Raw genomic sequence first — 17043 nt, forward strand, 5'->3', positions numbered from 1 at the left:
ACTTTTTCTTATCCAATGGCTAATGACCAATGGCTAATTTTTACTGCTTTAACAACCAGGTTGCCAGTTCTTTTCCTGCTTTAAAATTTTGGTAACGGGCCGGTATTTTTCGGCCATCGGTATACTCATTATATAACCACGGATCACCTACCACAAACACGGTTCCTTTACCCAGTTTGGCGGTTGCCATAATCACATTGTCGCCTTTACTGACTACTGCATGGGCCGGTGCTTTTACGCTTAGGGGCGAAAGCTCTTTAATGTATACGGTGTTGACTTGCGGAAAAATTGGATTGCCTGCCACAATTGTGACCATGCCCTGCTCATACTGATCGCCTTTCACCATGTTTACGTTTTTTGGCAGAAATTGTACGCCAAAAGCCGCAGCCAACTGATTGAAATGCGTATGCTCGCAGTTTGAGGTATCATTTGCCATCAGCACCAGAACACCACCGCCTTTCACCCAGTCGCTGATGGCTTTTATCTCGGCCTGATTCACATAATTGGGGGTTAGCGTTTCTTTCGGGGTGTCGGGGTCGACAATAATATAGACATCAACGTTTTTCAGCGCAGCCGCCGTTGGAGCCGTTGGAATGGATACGGTTTTGGCTCCCAGGTCGCGGAACGTATTGCCCCAGAGCCAGAAACCCGAATGCTGCCGATCTTCCCAGGTGTAGTGGAACGGTTCGGGCTGACCATTAAGGCCTTTGCGCGACTCATGGTTGAAATAGGTATCCAGTCCTACCACTTTATTTTTGCCTAATGAAGTTTCATCGGCAATTTCCATTTCGACGCTGGCCATAATGAAGGAGCCAACACCTTTCAGATCGTCCTGACGAAGTGGTTCGCGGAGATAATATTCATAACTGCCATCGCGGTAGGGGTTACCGCCCAATCCGCTAACGCTTACGGTTTTTTCGAGGTGGATATGACCCGCTTCGTCGGTCGAAATAAAATTTTTCAGCATACCGGCATAGCCTTTCCGGGCGTATGTCATCATAGATGCGGGCAGATAGCCCATCCGTACGCCTTTGGCCAGCCCATATACGAACATGCTCGTTCCCGATGCTTCCAGATAGTTGCCTTTGTCGCCACCCCGATTGGTTACCTGATACCAGCATCCTTCTTTCGGGTCCTGATATTTCACCACAGCAGGCATAAGCCGTTGCAAAATGGCAACCACCTCTGCCCGGCGCGGATGATTGGCAGGAATGTAATCCAGCACATCGACCAGCGCCATCACATACCATCCAATGGATCGACTCCAGAAATTTGGTGATTTACCCGTTTTGGGGTCGGCCCATTTCTGCTGGCGACTTTCATCCCAGCCGTGGTAAAGGAGTCCGGTTTTAGTATCGCGGGCGTGCTGCTCCATCCACACAAACTGGTTAATAATGTCGGTAAAATCCTTACCTTCAGGCTCAAACAGACGGGTATATTCGGCGTAGAAGGGTTCGGCCATGTAGAGGCCGTCGAGCCACATCTGATAGGGGTATATTTTCTTGTGCCAGAAACCGCCTTCGTTGGTGCGGGGCTGTTCGGCGAGTTGTTTCCGAAGTATATCGGCCGCTTTTCGATATTTTTCCTTATCGGGCAATGATTGTTGACAGAGCATCAACAACGACCGGCCGGGTGTTATGAAATCGATGTTGTAGGTTTCGGGTTTGTAGGTACGGATGCTTCCGTCAGATTCCACAAACCGATCCATCGTTTGCTTGATGTAGTCGAAATAGCGGGCATCGCCAGTTCGGTACCAGATCTGCTCGACCGATTGCAGAAAAACGGCCGTTTCGTACTCCCAATGTGCATGTGGATCATCTTTCAGATGACCCTGTGCGTCCGATTTGGCGGCCATAATCGTAGCTGCCATCCGTTGCGACCAGGGGTGTTTTGCTTCGGTGGTAGGTTGCGCAACCACCAGATAGGGGAGAACAAGTAGGGAGACTACCAGAAATTTCTTCATAAACTCTTGTATCGGGATCGGGAATAGTTATGGGCATTTGGTTACACCGCAGCTCGCCTGACCAAAATTTTGCTGGCAATTTCCGTATTATTTCATGGTTATATTCAATTTTTTACGCAAACGTTCCCGGCAACGTTTCCAAATTGGTGTAGGACAAATTCTAAAACACTTGATCACGAATAGGCTCATTTATCCATCTGCGTTTTGAGTCAAATCAGTTTTTGCGCAATTTGAGGATTCATTTACGCAATCAGTGCAAGCCCCAGATCAGAATTGCCTAATTTCGCTTATTGGATAATTTAATTTTTTTTAGTTAATTTTGGCTTTGTTCAATGTCTGTCTGCAGCCGCCCATCCATAGTTTTAGTCTTTGACAATCAGCGTTTTCCGGCGAAAATGTCTAGCTACTCGGCCCAATTCCCGCTTTATCGACTTCATAACTACCTGTAATACCTTTTTTTTGACTCTCTAAATTTGACGATCGTTATGCAAAGACGTTCCGCTATAAAAAATGTAGCGTTGGCTTTCGGCGGCCTGATTAGCCTTCCGGCCTGGGCATCGGGCTGGACACCGGATTCAATAGGAACCGTTTCGACCTTATTACCCACCGAAGAAGATCTCTTGGCCGACATCGTGGAGACAATAATTCCGGAAACCAGTACGCCCGGTGCTAAATCGCTAAAGGTGCATCAGTTTGTGATGCGAATGATTCAGGATTGCTATGGCGAACCCGCCCAAACCGGATTAAAACAGGGCCTTGTAGTAGTGGATGATACGGCTAAACAAGCCTACTCGAAAGCATTTGCCGACTGCGACTCGATGCAACGGCTGGACACGCTGACGAAACTGGCTTCCCTTCCCGATCCTCTTGGCAAACAATTTGTCGACATGGTGAAAAATCTGACCATTCAGGGCTACACCAGTTCGGAATATTATATGGTTAATCAACTGAAATTCAATATGGCACCGGGTTTCTACCATGGCTGCGTACCTATATCAAATTAGTTTATGGTTCATTGTTTAAGGCTTATGGTTTTCAGTTTACGGTTTACGGTAGCTCCGCCTACTAAAACCATAGTACTGTGGAACCACCGTAAACCGTAAACTCAAACTCTTCAGACAATGTCTTACCTCAATATAGATTCTGTAAAAGACCGGACGTTCGATGCCATTGTGATTGGATCGGGTATTAGTGGTGGCTGGGCAGCCAAAGAACTCACCGGCAAAGGATTGCGTACGCTGGTGCTGGAGCGCGGGCGCGACGTCAAACACGTTACCGACTACCCAACAACCATGATGCAGCCCTGGGAATTTCAGCACCGCGGGCAACTTACCAAAGACTATCTGGATGCCAACCCCATTGCCAGCCGATGCTACGCAAACCGGGAAGATGCCGTTCATTTTTTTGTCAAAGATGCTGAGCACCCGTATATTCAGGAAAAACCTTTCGACTGGATTCGTGGCTATCAGGTGGGTGGTAAATCGCTCATGTGGGCACGCGGTACGCAACGGTGGTCTGATTATGATTTCGATGGACCCGCCCGCGATGGGTTCGCCGTCGACTGGCCCATTCGGTATGCCGACATTGCACCCTGGTATAGTTATGTAGAGCGGTTTGCCGGTATTTCTGGTAATAAAGACGGGCTACCTCAACTCCCGGATGGCGAATTTCTGCCCCCGCACGAAATGGCCTGCGTTGAAAAGCATTTCAGTCAGCAGGTAGCCAAACACTATAACAACACGCGTCCGGTTATTATCGGGCGTTGTGCGCACCTCACCAAACCGCAACCCATTCATCTTCAGCAAGGTCGTGGACAATGCCAGAATCGCTCCTTGTGCCAGCGCGGTTGTCCCTACGGTGGGTATTTTAGCAGTAATTCGTCGACGTTACCCTGGGCCGCCAAAACGGGCAAAATGACGCTCCGACCTGACTCGGTAGCTCACTCGATTATTTTCGACGATAAAAAGAATAAGGCAACCGGCGTTCGGGTGGTCGATGCGCATACCAAGCAGATGACCGAGTACTACGCCAAAATTATTTTCGTCAATGCCGCCTGTCTAAACTCGAACCTGATTCTACTGAACTCGAAATCGAATCGGTTCCCGAACGGACTGGGTAACGACAATGGTCTGCTCGGAAAATACATGGCCTTCCATAATTTCCGGACTACCATTTCGGCCGAACACGAAGGTTTTACCGATGTTACAACCGAAGGTATCCGTCCGAACAGTAGCTATATTCCCCGTTTTCGGAACGTGTTCAAGCAGGAAACGGATTTTCTGCGGGGCTATGCCGCCGGGTTTGGGGCCAGCCGCATGATGGACGTTGACAAGTCGGGCATGGGCGAAACGTTAAAAAACAGCCTGATGACCAAAAAATACGGCAACTGGCGCGTAGGTTCGCACATGATGGGCGAAACCATTCCGAAAGAAACCAACTATGTTGCGCTCGACTCGGCCCTGACCGATCCCTGGGGTATTCCGCAGCTACGGGTTTCGGTTGCCTACGACGACAACGATGAGAAAATGATTCGGGATTTCCACGAGCAAATGACCGAGATGCTAACACTTTCGGGCTTTACCAACATTCAGACGCACGACAAACCCGACAAAGCACCTGGTCTCGACATTCACGAAATGGGTGGTGTTCGGATGGGGAAAGATCCCAAAACTTCGTTGCTGAACAAGTGGAACCAGTTCCATACCTGCAAAAACGTGTTTGTTACCGATGGTGCCTGCATGACCTCTACGTCGACGCAAAATCCATCCCTCACGTTCATGGCCATTACCGCCCGCGCGGCCGATTATGCAGTGAAAGAAATGAAAAAAGGAAATCTATAATTGGTCATTGGAGATTGGTTAATTAGTCATTAGAAAATAAGCTAATGACTAATTAACCAATCTCCAGTCAATGCGTTATCAGTACTTTCCGAATTTCGGTTCCGGTCTGGTTCTGGATCTGTAACAGATAGAGTCCGGCGGGGAGTGCGCCAGTTGATAGCGTTTCCAGATTGCGGCTTACCTGCCTGTTCAGGACCGTTTGCCCTTGTATTGTGAGTAAATTAAGTGATGTAGCACTGGCAGGTCGTTGCGGAAACGAAATGGTTAGTTCCGTATTGGCCGGATTAGGGTATACGCCGACATGGCTGAAAAGCGGCTCATTGGCCGTCACGGCGCTCATGTCGAACTGGCACAGGTAGACCTCCCGACCGGCTAATGAAATGGTTTGCTGCCAGTTTTTATAACGAACGACTACACTGGTTTGCTGGCCATTGGCCGCATAGGGATTCTGAGCGGCAATCAGAATTTTGTTGTCTTTCACTACACCTCGCCAAACTGGCAGTTGTTTATCCATCAAATCGCGGGCAGGGGTTTCAATGACCAGTTCATAGGTACCCTGAAACATATCGGCAAACCTCGACAGCCGGTACAGGCCATGAATAAAATGCTCGTAGGCTGCATAGGTATCGGTTCGGGTTTGGTCGAACGACGGGTTTTCCCAGAGCCACAGGCCCGACGCCCCCGAAAAAAAAGGAAAAATAGCCGTGGCTTCGGCCATAAACGGCTGAATGAAATTTGGATAACTGCTCGAACTGTCGTGATATCGCATCCACACCCACGGAATAATAGGCTTATTGCTCCAGGCACGATTTACTTCTACCTGAAATAGCAGATAAGCCAGATAATCCTGCGCCAGCGGATTGGGGTAATCGTAATAATAATAAGCCGAAGGAGTTAAGGCATCCAACTGATTGTAGTACGGTCCACCCACGTTTTGACCCGTCGAATCTTTTACCAGATAATTCACCCGGCTCAGATTTGTGCTCCAGTCAGTCCAGGAGTTACCAATCACATTTAGGTAGGTATTCAGGATCGGTGTATCGGCATAGCTGCTGACCGTAATGCCCGTCAGATCAGCGTGCTGACGAACATACCGCATTCCTTCGGCATACAGATTTCGAATGGCGTTTTTATATGCTGCAATAAAATTAGCATCCGTCAACTGTCGGTATTCGTTCGGGACACTCGTATTCTGCTTAAGCGCGAGAATACGGGTATCGGTTTCCTGAATGCGTTCAATATCCAGCGTCAGGCGATTGGTTTGAATAAGATACTGGCCAGCCGCGTTCTTTTGCCCGCCCGAAAGCTCCGATAAAAACTGATCCCATTTAGCCCGATAAGCCATCATATCGTTGTTCCAGGGACTTTCGAGCGTTTCCCAGGGTTGATTGAGCCCCGTAGCGAATCCGTAATAGACCGTCGCCCGCTGGGCTGTTTTTACCAAGCCGCCTAGCACTTCGTTATCCTTTACCGAAACCAGATGACTAAACCCATGCCGGAGCGGACTGGCCTGCTGGTCGCTAAAACGCGGACCGCCATAAATGACTGGAAACGGCAGCGTAAAGTCCGGAAATTTACTCCATTCGATCAGATTTGACTGACTGACGGGGGTAAACGATAAGGGCGTTGCGCATTGCTCCTGTGCCATGGCAGGTGGCGAAATCAGGCTAAACAAGCAAAAAAGAACACCTGCCCCAAGACCATTTCTAACCCCCATGCTTAGTTTTTTTCGTCAAAACTAAAGAATTTTATGCCATCGGGTAGACCAGTCGATAAACGAATATCGCGTTCATTCCCGTTTGTAATGATACAAATGGCTATCCGTTATGCGCTTATGAAACAGATCCGCGTTGCTCTCATTGGTTTATTGCTCTCCATCGTTTTTGCTGGCTGTAAAAAAAATGATGACACACCCACGCCTACAGCGCAGTCGCAAACCGATCTGCTGGTGGCCAATAAGTGGCTGCTCAATCGGGTATCGACTACCGATGACAAAACCATCGGTACCAGCCAGATGAATACAACCACGCTGCTACTGTTCGAACTCGATATGCAGTTTAAAGACGATGGAACCGTGCGGGCCATTAACCACCTGACAGGGCAAATTCCGAATGGAGGTACCTGGAAACTGGCATCCGATAATCAATCTATTGATGTTGATGTAACAGGTTTCAAAGGCAATTTCCCGATTGTTGTCCTGACCAAAACAAAGCTGACGCTTCGTCAGCGTGCGCCGGTAAACGGGGTCGATACCGACATCAATCTGGAATTTACGCCATCTCTTTAACGGTAATACGTACCTCATGCCAATTCTCCATGTTGAAACGGAACCCGGTTTTTTTATCACGGCCGAAGCATATGGCAATCCGAAGCATCGGCCCGTATTACTTTTGCACGGTGGTGGACAAACCCGGTATTCCTGGGGCGATACGGCAAAATTTCTGGCCGATGCTGGCTGGTATGCCATTGCGCCCGACGCCCGTGGGCATGGCGATAGCGACTGGTCGGCCGAAGGGCATTATACGCTCGATTATTTAGCCAGTGATTTGCGGGCCATTGTTGCTCAACTCGATCGGAAACCCGCCATTGTAGGCGCTTCGATGGGAGGCATGACCGCTCTGATTGCTGAAGGCGAACGACCCCCAGGCTCCGAGCCAATCTGCACTGCCATAGTGCTGGTAGATATTGCCCCTCGTGCCGAGCAGAAAGGTATTGAACGGATTTTTACGTTCATGAGCAAAAACCTAGATGGATTTGCCAGCCTCGACGAAGCGGCCGAAGCTGTTGCCGCTTATCTGCCCCATCGGCCCCGTCCTGCTGATCATAGCCGTCTCGAAAAAAATCTACGCTTCCGAAATGGACGTTACTATTGGCACTGGGACCCAACTATGCTGACATTGTGGCGAAACAACACCCGGCCCGACCAGCAGATCCGAACCGAAGAACGCCTATATCGGGCTGCTCAGGCCCTGACGGTTCCCACGCTCATTGTTCGGGGGGGGATGAGCGACGTCGTCAGTGAAAAAGTTATGGCCGAATTTCTGGATACTGTGCCACACGTACAAAGTGTTAGTGTTGACAGGGCAGGGCATATGGTGGCTGGCGATTCAAATCATGCTTTTACGCGGGCGGTGATAAATTTTTTAATGAGTGAATTAGCGAATGAGTGAATGAGTGAATAATTTGGTCGACCCTTCTGCATTCGCTAATTCACTCATTGATGAAGAACAACCCCCGAACCCTTACTGCCTGGACGTATTACGACTGGGCTAATTCTGTTCATTCGCTGGTAATTGTCTCCAGCATTTTTCCCGTATACTTTTCGGCCACAGCCCTCAATGATGCAGGTGGTCCAATGATTAGTTTTCTGGGCTTTCCGATTAAAAACTCCGTCCTGTTTTCCTATACGGTTTCGGCAGCTTTTCTATTTACGGCGCTGCTATCACCGGTATGCTCAGCTATAGCCGACTACAGTGGCCGAAAAAAAGCATTCATGAAGTTTTTTTGTTATACGGGCGCCATCAGTTGTAGTTTGCTGTACTTTTTTACGCGTGAAACAACCACCTTCGCCGTCATCTGTTTCTGGATAAGCCTCATTGGCTGGAGTGGTAGTATTGTCTTCTACAACTCGTATTTGCCCGATATTGCAACGGAAGATCAGTTCGATCGGGTCAGTGCCCGTGGCTTTTCAATGGGGTACATTGGCAGTGTGCTGCTAATGATTCTAAACCTGCTGGTCATTTTAAAGCGCGAATGGTTCGGTAATATATCCGAAGCACTAGCTTCCCGCATTGCCTTTCTGACGGTTGGCCTGTGGTGGATTGGATTTGCCCAGATCCCATTCCGTCGGCTACCCGACGGCATTCGAAAAGAACGAAAAACCAGCAATTATCTGCTCAATGGGTTTAAGGAACTTCGGCACGTGTGGACCGAACTCCAGGATCGTCCACTGGCTAAACGCTTTCTGATTGCGTTTCTGGTTTATAACATGGGCGTTCAGACAGTCATGTATGTAGCAACCATTTTTGGTAGCGATGAACTGAAATTGCCTGGGCAAAGCCTGATCATCACTATATTGTTGATCCAATTGGTGGCTATTCCGGGCGCTTATAGTTTTTCGCGGTTGTCGGAGAAACTGGGCAATACGTATGCGCTGATGATTGCCGTTGTGATCTGGATTGGTATTTGTGCCTGTGCTTATTTCGTTGCCACCGAATCGCAGTTTTTTGCGCTGGCGGGCGTAGTGGGATTGGTTATGGGAGGCATTCAGTCACTTTCCCGCTCGACTTATTCGAAACTGATTCCGGCTACGACCGACACCGCTTCCTATTTCAGCTTTTATGACGTTACCGAAAAGTCATCGATTGTGATGGGAACGCTGCTCTATGGACTGATTGAACAACTAACGGGCAGTATGCGCAATAGTGTGCTCGCCTTACTGGTACTTTTTGTGATCGGGCTACTACTCTTGTGGCGTATTCCTTCGCAAAAAATTTATGGAGTTCGTTTGGGAAAAGCAGAAGTTTTGTAAGTTTGCAACCCCAACGCTCAGCAATGGGCAAAAAAGGAGGTTAGCTCAGTTGGTTCAGAGCGCTGCTTTGACAGAGCAGAGGTCAGCGGTTCGAGCCCGCTACTTCCTACTAAATACAGCAAAGCCTCTCATTCGTTGATGAGAGGCTTTGCTGTATTTAGTAGATGCTAATCCGGACCGTGTGGTTTAAGGTTTAATAGCCCTCTATCGTCAAAGCATAGGGTAGGACCGGTAGAAAGAAAAACCAGCCTTAGGCCGGTTTTCTTACCCCTCAAAAAGTCATATCACAACCGTAACATGACTTTCCAGCTATAAAAAACTACTCAAAAAACTATAGGTGCTCAAGCGAGCATACGATAATCTAATTAGGTTGGTTTGGTCTTCTGATTTGATAGGGCGCTATAACATACTGGCTGCAAAAGTATACTGCGTTATATGGGGCTACATGGGTGAAATACCCTTTTTAGTACGGGAAAAACACCCTTTTTGGTAGAAACGAATCGTTGATACATCGCTTTTGATAACCAGTAATTAGTTCGGGCAAATGACGGGGTATTGCTCCCCGGCTTAATTTCGATAGTTATCCTGATAGAAAATTTTTACCAGACCCATAATCACACTTCCCCGGTTTTGGGATTGAGGAGCCGATTTTTCCATAAGAGGAATCAGGCTTTTAAACTGATCCATTTCGGTTGCTGAAATGGTTTTATACCCTACAAACCAGTCCGAGAACGAACGGGAAGGAATCGAGTGGTCGTATAGTTTTATGAGCTGATGATGCCGGGGGTCTCGTTTAATGACTTCATACAATGAGTTAACTTTCTCCTGTTCGCCTTCCAGTACTTCAATCACACTTCCATTGAAATAGAGCAAAACGCCCGTAATGCCCAGCGCGCGATTATTTGTCTGACTTCGTTGCGTTAGACGAATTAATTCATCTTCAGATAGTGGGGTCGAACTGATATAAACAATGCAGTAGTCCATGCCGTATTATGGGGTTCAGATAGTGACTCGGCAAAGTAATCATACATTCTGGTGCGCTAAATTGAGTTCGGTCAGACTCGCCAATGATTTTACTCAGCCCCATTTGGCAGCCTGAGAGAGAAGTATTGGAATAGCTTGACCGGGCAAACCGGAGACCAGGAAAAGTTGAAAAAATAGACTATGTTGCTTCGTACCCATTGTGTAAAAAGTACAATTTATAAGCCTGCATTGGTGGTGAAAAATGGTTATATAAGTGACATTTAATGCCTATTTTTGTATAATATTTATGGTTTTTAGTTTATATTATAGTTAATATGTGCAATGTTGAATAATTAATTTGAAGCAAATTGGCTGATTTTGTCAGTTTTGTTTAACTTTTTACTGAAATTTGCCCTTAAAACTACTTCAAAGTTAAACAAAGTGCCGGGCAATTTTATGTCATCAGATAACGAGCAGTACATACAGGAAAATGTCAATTTTCAGCGAATATTAAGCGAGTGGTCAGAAGCTGTGTCCGATTTTTATATGAATTATAGTAAATTGATTAGTTGCCTTAAGAATGGAAATCAAATCGTTAACAATCGGGAGATACAAATTGGGCAATGCCCAGTGAGTTTGTTGACAAGGTTAGTTGATCAGATGCATCTGGAATTGGAAAAATTGAACCGTGAAATGAATAAAGAGATTTCTTCTGATCGAATTCATGGGTGCAAAGTGTTGTCTGCTCATACTACAGTTATAAATGAGCTTAACCAACAGGCAGAAAGTAGTCTTATTCTGGCTTTACTTTCTGCTTCTTAATCAGAGCTGAATAGCGTTCTGGGTTTTATTTTTCCGAAAAAGTAGAGGTTCTGCTTTTTTTCTGATACTAATTTGTTGCCCGATCGAGTAAATATGTATTGAATCGGGCTTATATTTATTGTGTATTATCCACACGTTATCCCATGGCTACCTTATATCAACAGAAACTCACGCTCGAAGCTAAACTACGTCGTTCGGAGGAAACAATTCAGACGCTTGCTCAGGCATTAGCTGAAATAAAAAAAAGCAGGCATGGAAAAGATTTAAGTATCCTGGCTATTTCGGCCTCCGAAAGTCTGGAAGCCGAGAAGTTTTTACGCGATCGCCTGCTTTCTCAATACAGCATTATACTGGGCAAATTAGGACAGGCTTAGGTATAAACATTTTTCAGCAAGCGCTAACAGTTAGCGCTTGCTGAAAAATGTTTATACCTATCGACCTGTTCAACTTACTCCTTTCTGTGCTAAGACCTGAGGCCTGGGTAAAACCATTTCAATATCACGTCCTACCTGATAGCTGACTTCACTTACGTAAAAAGGATTCTGTGTATCCTGCCGAGTGGAAAAATGGGCCGATAGAGTACAATCGAGCAGGCTATAAGCCCGTTCGTAAGCGGCTCTCTGCTTGCCGGATGTATGAGCAAATTCATCATGTAATAGCCTTAGAATATCAATCATCAACTGATTGACTACTTCTATATCCGCTGAATCTGCTGCTACAGATTTGAGAAGGGCGTATTTTTGTACTAAAGAAGAGCGCATACTACCAATTAACTATGAGCTAAAAGGAACAGATAAATTATTTTCAAAGCTTATTTTATATATGCAAACAGATCCGGCGTATTTTTATGACGAACCGTTTTCCGGGTCTGATCAGGAACAAATCTGACTTGCTTTACGGTCGATGGCTCGTTTGACAAATTTTGTTGAGGTTGTCCAAACTGTAACAAACTGTACATAAGCATCGAGCCGAACCCGCCGAATAATAGGGCAGAGGATGCATATTGAAGCCGTAACTGCCCATTTATTTTCTGAGAAAATAGCTTACCGATAAAATAAATCGATAAGCAAAACTGGCACCCTGTTCCGAGAATAACGAAGAAAGTGTTCATGTCCTGATTATTTGCTGTCCTGTAGTTTGTACTCTATTATTTTGACTCAGAATTTGCTCAGAGAGACAACTTATTTACTTATCGGTATCTTTTGGTAGGGTATGTATTTGTTATCAATGATAGGTTACAAGTAACTGTATTATGTGTAAATATCTGACTTACAGAAAGTTATTTCATGATTAAGGCCATCTGCACATGAAATACCGTTCAGTAAATAAATAAGAATCTGACGCAACCCTTACCCTCCCGGTTCCGTATTGCCGCAATAAGTTATTCCTCTCAAGGGAAATACGTTAAGTCGGTATAGAAAGCCAGTTCGCTATTTGTGGGCTGGCTTTTTTGTGCGGTGCTCCGCAACTGCTCTATGCACTTGGCCAGTATAACTGATCGTTTTCTGATTCCTGTAGCGTCTTCTGGTTTGGCCGTAGTTGCGGCCAACTTTTTAACCTTCCTACTTAATGCGGACTGGCCGGATCAACTGAGGTTTTGGCACGTTATAGCCGAATAATTAATTAGTAGGCCGGTTAATTAATTCGCGATATTGCTCATAACCTATTGATTATCTTAGGCTTGAACTTATCGAAACATTTTGGTGTGCTAATCCCGGCTGGCTCTGTCGGCTGGGATTTTTGTCTGATTAAGTAGAAGAACTAAGAGCATATCTTGGCATAAAAACTGGTGAGATCGAGGCATTTACGATCAAATGCCGGTTAGGTCAAATTTCCCTGTTAAGATGAATAAATTCGACTGGTTTAACCGGGTTGCGTTCCTGTTGCTTTGTTTGCTATATGGCCTGTTACTTACCCTGTTGCTGTGGCTGGGTTTTCGGATTCTATGGAATTGGGCAGACTAATTGGGCTTTTAGCCTGAGCAGCTATTCGCTCTTAGCCTTGCCTTATAGGTATGCAATGGTACCGTAACGAAGAAGCGGTTAAACGAAAGGTTAACGTATACTATATACCGTTATGGATGCTTACTTATAAATTAGATTTGGGTTTCCGGTTAATTAATTAAGAGTAGTATATCCTAGTCCGTTCATATTGTTCAATAAATTTGTAGTTGCTGATAAGATTAGACACATCAGGCACAAAATTCCCATTGGTCATACTGGTGGGAATTATCGTTTGTAGCACAGTTGAACCATAACTCACGTAATCACTACTCAACCGGGTTCTATTAAATATGGCTTAGCATCCGTTAATAAATAGAAAATGTAGATCTATATGGTTTTGACCCATAAAATAGTGCTATAAATACTATTCAATAATTTTTTCATATGAATTGAACAACGTTGATTTGTTGATTTATCGAATATAATTTTGCTTAACACTTCTTCATCATGCTTATAGCACTGGAGCAGTTTAACCGGCCTGATAGCCCGTAGAACGGCTATCAGGTTTTTTATGATACATCATATAGGCTTCCGATAAAATTTTGACGCAAACCCAATGTAAAATACCAGTGGGGCGAGAATAAAAACAAAACTGGCATAGGGATGTATGAGGCTGCTTATGCAAGCCGTTGCATAACAGCAGGGCCCAACCAGGCCGATTCGGTTGGCCTGAGTGTACAGTTTTTGCGAATAAATGGAATGCTGGAGCGTTGAGTGCCGGTGGATATGATCAACAAAAACAAGATGCTGTATACCAATGGCACCCAGCAACGATGAGTAGATAATGATGGAACTGGCCAGGTGAGGGTGTTTGGCCAGCAGGGCCGCAGGAAACGGAATCAAGGCAACCGTCATCAAGTAAAAAATATTGCCAAAAAGCAGAAACGAGTCGACCTCCCTCACCATATTGAAAATGCGGTGGTGCGCCACCCAGAAAATACCTACAACCAGAAAGGTGAATACATAGGTCAGTATGCTGGGCGTAATTGACCGTATCATTGCCAGAAGCTCACGGTCAGAAATAGCTTCGGTTTTGGGAAGGTGAATATCTAATACAAGTAGGGTGATTACAATAGCGAATACACCATCCGAAAACGCTTCCAGGCGGTTCTTGTTCATGAACGAGTAGCTTGCTTTTAGGAGAAAGTGCTACAAAATAAACAGTAATCTGCTCCCATCCGAATAGAAAAACAAGCTGGTGGAGTTCTCCTCCAGTAACTAGCCTCCAGATCCGATCTGGAGGCTAGTTACTGGAGAGACTATCAGATCACATGTCGTCGGATAAAAACTTGCGGATTGTTTGGTAGGGGCGAAGCTGGGCCTTTCCATTAGTCCCTTTTTCGGCCGATCCGTTGCCTGAATGGGTTTCGCCCGGTCGGTTAACACCGTTAACCCGCTTCCCGTTTTGTCGTGTAGCCATTTCACGGCGAAGTTGTTGTTGCTCTTCATCGCTTAAAGCCTGGCGATTGGCTTCGCCCTGCCCATAGCCATCATTAAAATTACTGATGCGGCTGTCGGTTTGGGCTAGTTTCAGTTCGGCCAAAAATTCATTTAATTCGGAAATAGCCAACTGCCGCTGTTCTTTCAGTTCTTCGAGCGAAGGCAGCAGGTCGAGATTGTGCTGCAATACATGTTGCTGAGTGCGTTGCTCAGCCAGTTGCGCTTCGAGGGGAGCAATTTCGGCGTCAAGTCGTTTGAGCCGCCTGCGGAGTTTCCAAAGCTTTATATCGGCCTGAAGCCATCGGAACCAGAAAGCCGAGAGCACCGGCAACGCGATACCAAGGCAGACAGCGCCTGCCAGCGCGAACAAAATGCCACTCAGTACAAACGATAGCAATGCCCAGGGGCTGTTTACTAAGGCGAGGTTAAGTTCGCTGGATTCGCTGAGTTGCTTTTCGATCTTATCAACGGTTGAGGGACTAAGCACTTGGGTGGCTGCCGTGGGGTCGGTGCTTAACTGAAGCTGGCGTACCGATTTGTTGATGGCAGCTTTCAACTGATCGGTTCGGTAGGCTTCATACCGAAACCAGCCCAGTACGGCCAGGGTCAGAACCGAAAAAACAGCCAGTGTGATCTTAAACTTCTCGTACTTGCTTTGGTTTTGCTCTGGATTTTCGTGGTATGGTTTCTCGATGAGTCGATCATAGGCCGGTTTCAGCAGGATTGAAACCATTGCTAGCCCGACCGCAAACGCCCAGGCTTCGTTGGTATTACGTATATTGAGGGCGTAAGCAACAATTTCGTGTGAGATAATCAGATCGCCAGCCAGAAAGGAGATACCCGCAATAAGGAACAAAAGCCCAGCCACCAACGAATAATCGGGGGCTGCTTTAGCCCGGCGTTCGCGTAGGCTATCGCGATCGGTTATTAGTGCCAGCCGGTCGGTTTCCCGTTGCTTCACCTGTTTATCCAGCCGTTCGACCTGGAGGGTATGGTTTTGAAGTTCGGCAAAGGCTGTTCTGCGGGCATCGGTTGCTTCGCTGAGTTTTTGTTCGGTTGTCGTAAGCTCAGCGCGTTTTTCCTGAATTCGTTCCTGTAGCCAATCAGTATTGACCTGACTGGACAGGTAACCTTCGTATGTTTCCCGATTGACACCTTCCACACCGCTCGTGTAGCCGTGCTGAAAGTCGGGGTTGTTGGTTGGCTCCATTTGTTGTGTACTGTTTAGACATTAAAGCTGACTGATACATTGGTCACCCAGCCTAACGTGGTTGATCATTAGTTGATAGACGTACTTGGTTGTGTACACAGTTTTTTATTGATAGGCTAATTGAATAACTAATGATACCGAACAAATGAATTCTTGTTTAATTAAAGATGGCCTGCCGCTGCTGTTCTGTCAGCCTATTGCGGAGGCTGCGAGCGAGTTCAAACTCACTTAGAAATAAATTAACCAGCCGATCGCGTTGTGTGTTTAGCTGGGCCCGTTGGCTGTCGGCCTGTTTCTGGGCTGTTGCCACTGGCCACTTCTCTGCCTGCAGGTGACTGATTTCCTGCCGAAGTTGATCCAGACCAGTCTCCCAGGCAGGAATTTTTTGCTGTTTATCGATAGCTAACCGCCGGTTCAATTGGGCTGTTTTCAGCCCTGCTTCCAGGGTCGTAAGGGTACTTAATACGAGTTTTCCCGCTAGTAGAAACAACATAAACACAAACACAAACAGACTACATGCCTGTAAAGTTGACTGAGTTTGCAAAGCCTGAACCAGTATAAAGATCGATGCTGACAGAGGCAAGCCTGTTTCTTCAATCAACCGCCGTCCACTGAGCCGGGTACCTTCTTCGTAGAAAAACGATGTTCGTCCGAATAAATTGAACATGCCCGCCAGAAAGACACCTGCGGTTATCCAGGTGTTTGAAAATGCTGGGTGCAGTGTATGGTCAATCAGGTAATAGTTGCCGATACAAACCACGGCCGATAAGGTCAGGCTTACGCCGGTACGGAGCAGGTGGGTTTGTGCAGGTTCCTGGTTTTGGAGGATTGTAATTTGCTGTTGCCGGATGGCTACACGACGTTCCAACTGCTCAATCAACTGGTCGTATTCGCCTGCTTTTTGCCCAAGTTGTTCAATGGTTGCTTCTAGCGGAGCCGTTTGATAAGCAAAGTAAGCGCTGATTTCAGCTATTTTCTCATCGGGTTCGGCAGTTGACAGGCCATACAACACGCCCTCATCCCGCAGGGTTTCTTCATCCGTGAGCCAATAAGGGAGTGGCTCAACAGAAGAACTGCCAGAAACAGTCGGTAATGGTTGCCATTGAGGAGCGGTTATCGTTGGCTGGATAAAGCCGGGTTGTGGTACTGCCTGACCAGTCGGATTCAAAACCGGTGGCGAAATTTCGGAGGCTGCCTTAGGGCGAAAAAAAGTGCGCAGACGTTGGCTTAGCGTCATTCGGTAAACCCGGTATGTGGGTTAATGAACAGAA

13 protein-coding genes and 1 tRNA gene are annotated in these 17043 nt (G+C 46.5%); 7 read left to right on the forward strand and 7 right to left on the reverse strand.

All coding sequences use genetic code 11. The annotated features are described in order from the left end of the window. Positions 1 to 40: 40 nt before the first annotated feature. Positions 41 to 1963, reverse strand: coding sequence for a glycoside hydrolase family 88 protein (locus tag WBJ53_RS15190; RefSeq protein WP_338877000.1), 1923 nt, complete (start codon positions 1961 to 1963; stop codon positions 41 to 43). Between the two features lie 485 nt (positions 1964 to 2448). On the opposite strand from WBJ53_RS15190, the gene WBJ53_RS15195 reads away from it, so the two are divergent. After that, on the forward strand, positions 2449 to 2967 hold the full coding sequence (locus tag WBJ53_RS15195) for a gluconate 2-dehydrogenase subunit 3 family protein (protein ID WP_338877001.1): 519 nt from the start codon (positions 2449 to 2451) through the stop codon (positions 2965 to 2967). 117 nt (positions 2968 to 3084) lie between these two features. Continuing rightward, positions 3085 to 4803, forward strand: coding sequence for a GMC family oxidoreductase (locus tag WBJ53_RS15200; protein ID WP_338877002.1), 1719 nt, complete (start codon positions 3085 to 3087; stop codon positions 4801 to 4803). A gap of 67 nt (positions 4804 to 4870) precedes the next feature. On the opposite strand, the gene WBJ53_RS15205 is transcribed toward WBJ53_RS15200, so the two are convergent. After that, a complete protein-coding gene (locus WBJ53_RS15205) occupies positions 4871 to 6451 on the reverse strand; it encodes a T9SS type A sorting domain-containing protein (RefSeq protein WP_338877003.1) in 1581 nt (526 codons plus the stop codon). 186 nt (positions 6452 to 6637) lie between these two features. On the opposite strand from WBJ53_RS15205, the gene WBJ53_RS15210 reads away from it, so the two are divergent. The 4 genes from WBJ53_RS15210 to WBJ53_RS15225 all read left to right on the forward strand — a co-directional run bounded on the left by WBJ53_RS15210 (position 6638) and on the right by WBJ53_RS15225 (position 9443). Then, positions 6638 to 7090 carry a hypothetical protein gene (locus WBJ53_RS15210; protein WP_338877004.1) on the forward strand — a complete coding sequence of 151 codons (453 nt, stop codon included), beginning with the start codon at positions 6638 to 6640 and terminating at the stop codon, positions 7088 to 7090. Positions 7091 to 7106: 16 nt separating this feature from the next. Continuing rightward, a complete protein-coding gene (locus WBJ53_RS15215; RefSeq protein ID WP_338877005.1) occupies positions 7107 to 7973 on the forward strand; it encodes an alpha/beta hydrolase in 867 nt (288 codons plus the stop codon). Between the two features lie 50 nt (positions 7974 to 8023). Continuing rightward, complete coding sequence (locus WBJ53_RS15220) at positions 8024 to 9334, forward strand: MFS transporter (RefSeq protein WP_338877006.1); 1311 nt, start codon at positions 8024 to 8026, stop codon at positions 9332 to 9334. A gap of 34 nt (positions 9335 to 9368) precedes the next feature. Further along, positions 9369 to 9443 (forward strand) — tRNA-Val (locus WBJ53_RS15225). A 458-nt stretch (positions 9444 to 9901) separates the two neighbouring features. Here WBJ53_RS15225 and WBJ53_RS15230 read toward each other — a convergent pair. Next, positions 9902 to 10318 carry a BLUF domain-containing protein gene (locus WBJ53_RS15230; RefSeq protein ID WP_338877007.1) on the reverse strand — a complete coding sequence of 139 codons (417 nt, stop codon included), beginning with the start codon at positions 10316 to 10318 and terminating at the stop codon, positions 9902 to 9904. Between the two features lie 944 nt (positions 10319 to 11262). Here WBJ53_RS15230 and WBJ53_RS15235 point away from each other — a divergent pair. Then, the gene (locus WBJ53_RS15235; RefSeq protein ID WP_338877008.1) at positions 11263 to 11493 is read left to right on the forward strand and encodes a hypothetical protein; all 231 of its coding nucleotides are present in this window, start codon (positions 11263 to 11265) and stop codon (positions 11491 to 11493) included. A 69-nt stretch (positions 11494 to 11562) separates the two neighbouring features. Here WBJ53_RS15235 and WBJ53_RS15240 read toward each other — a convergent pair whose 3' ends face one another. From WBJ53_RS15240 to WBJ53_RS15255, 4 genes are all read right to left on the reverse strand, one after another. Further along, positions 11563 to 11880: a hypothetical protein gene (locus tag WBJ53_RS15240; protein ID WP_338877009.1), complete on the reverse strand. Its 318-nt coding sequence runs from the start codon at positions 11878 to 11880 to the stop codon at positions 11563 to 11565. Positions 11881 to 13641: 1761 nt separating this feature from the next. Next, positions 13642 to 14241, reverse strand: coding sequence for a TMEM175 family protein (locus WBJ53_RS15245; RefSeq protein WP_338877010.1), 600 nt, complete (start codon positions 14239 to 14241; stop codon positions 13642 to 13644). Between the two features lie 148 nt (positions 14242 to 14389). Continuing rightward, positions 14390 to 15772 carry a hypothetical protein gene (locus tag WBJ53_RS15250; protein WP_338877011.1) on the reverse strand — a complete coding sequence of 461 codons (1383 nt, stop codon included), beginning with the start codon at positions 15770 to 15772 and terminating at the stop codon, positions 14390 to 14392. Positions 15773 to 15929: 157 nt separating this feature from the next. Then, positions 15930 to 17009 carry a hypothetical protein gene (locus WBJ53_RS15255; protein ID WP_338877012.1) on the reverse strand — a complete coding sequence of 360 codons (1080 nt, stop codon included), beginning with the start codon at positions 17007 to 17009 and terminating at the stop codon, positions 15930 to 15932. Positions 17010 to 17043: the final 34 nt, after the last annotated feature.

Source organism: Spirosoma sp. SC4-14 (assembly GCF_037201965.1).
Taxonomy (GTDB): Bacteria; Bacteroidota; Bacteroidia; order Cytophagales; family Spirosomataceae; genus Spirosoma.

Bases quoted from the DNA above. Each gene is read 5' to 3' on its own strand.
- WBJ53_RS15190 (WP_338877000.1), bottom strand. From the start codon at position 1,963: ATGAAGAAATTTCTGGTAGTCTCCCTACTTGTTCTCCCCTATCTGGTG.
- WBJ53_RS15195 (WP_338877001.1), top strand. From the start codon at position 2,449: ATGCAAAGACGTTCCGCTATAAAAAATGTAGCGTTGGCTTTCGGCGGC.
- WBJ53_RS15200 (WP_338877002.1), top strand. From the start codon at position 3,085: ATGTCTTACCTCAATATAGATTCTGTAAAAGACCGGACGTTCGATGCC.
- WBJ53_RS15205 (WP_338877003.1), bottom strand. From the start codon at position 6,451: ATGGCACAGGAGCAATGCGCAACGCCCTTATCGTTTACCCCCGTCAGT.
- WBJ53_RS15210 (WP_338877004.1), top strand. From the start codon at position 6,638: ATGAAACAGATCCGCGTTGCTCTCATTGGTTTATTGCTCTCCATCGTT.
- WBJ53_RS15215 (WP_338877005.1), top strand. From the start codon at position 7,107: ATGCCAATTCTCCATGTTGAAACGGAACCCGGTTTTTTTATCACGGCC.
- WBJ53_RS15220 (WP_338877006.1), top strand. From the start codon at position 8,024: ATGAAGAACAACCCCCGAACCCTTACTGCCTGGACGTATTACGACTGG.
- WBJ53_RS15230 (WP_338877007.1), bottom strand. From the start codon at position 10,318: ATGGACTACTGCATTGTTTATATCAGTTCGACCCCACTATCTGAAGAT.
- WBJ53_RS15235 (WP_338877008.1), top strand. From the start codon at position 11,263: ATGGCTACCTTATATCAACAGAAACTCACGCTCGAAGCTAAACTACGT.
- WBJ53_RS15240 (WP_338877009.1), bottom strand. From the start codon at position 11,880: ATGCGCTCTTCTTTAGTACAAAAATACGCCCTTCTCAAATCTGTAGCA.
- WBJ53_RS15245 (WP_338877010.1), bottom strand. From the start codon at position 14,241: ATGAACAAGAACCGCCTGGAAGCGTTTTCGGATGGTGTATTCGCTATT.
- WBJ53_RS15250 (WP_338877011.1), bottom strand. From the start codon at position 15,772: ATGGAGCCAACCAACAACCCCGACTTTCAGCACGGCTACACGAGCGGT.
- WBJ53_RS15255 (WP_338877012.1), bottom strand. From the start codon at position 17,009: ATGACGCTAAGCCAACGTCTGCGCACTTTTTTTCGCCCTAAGGCAGCC.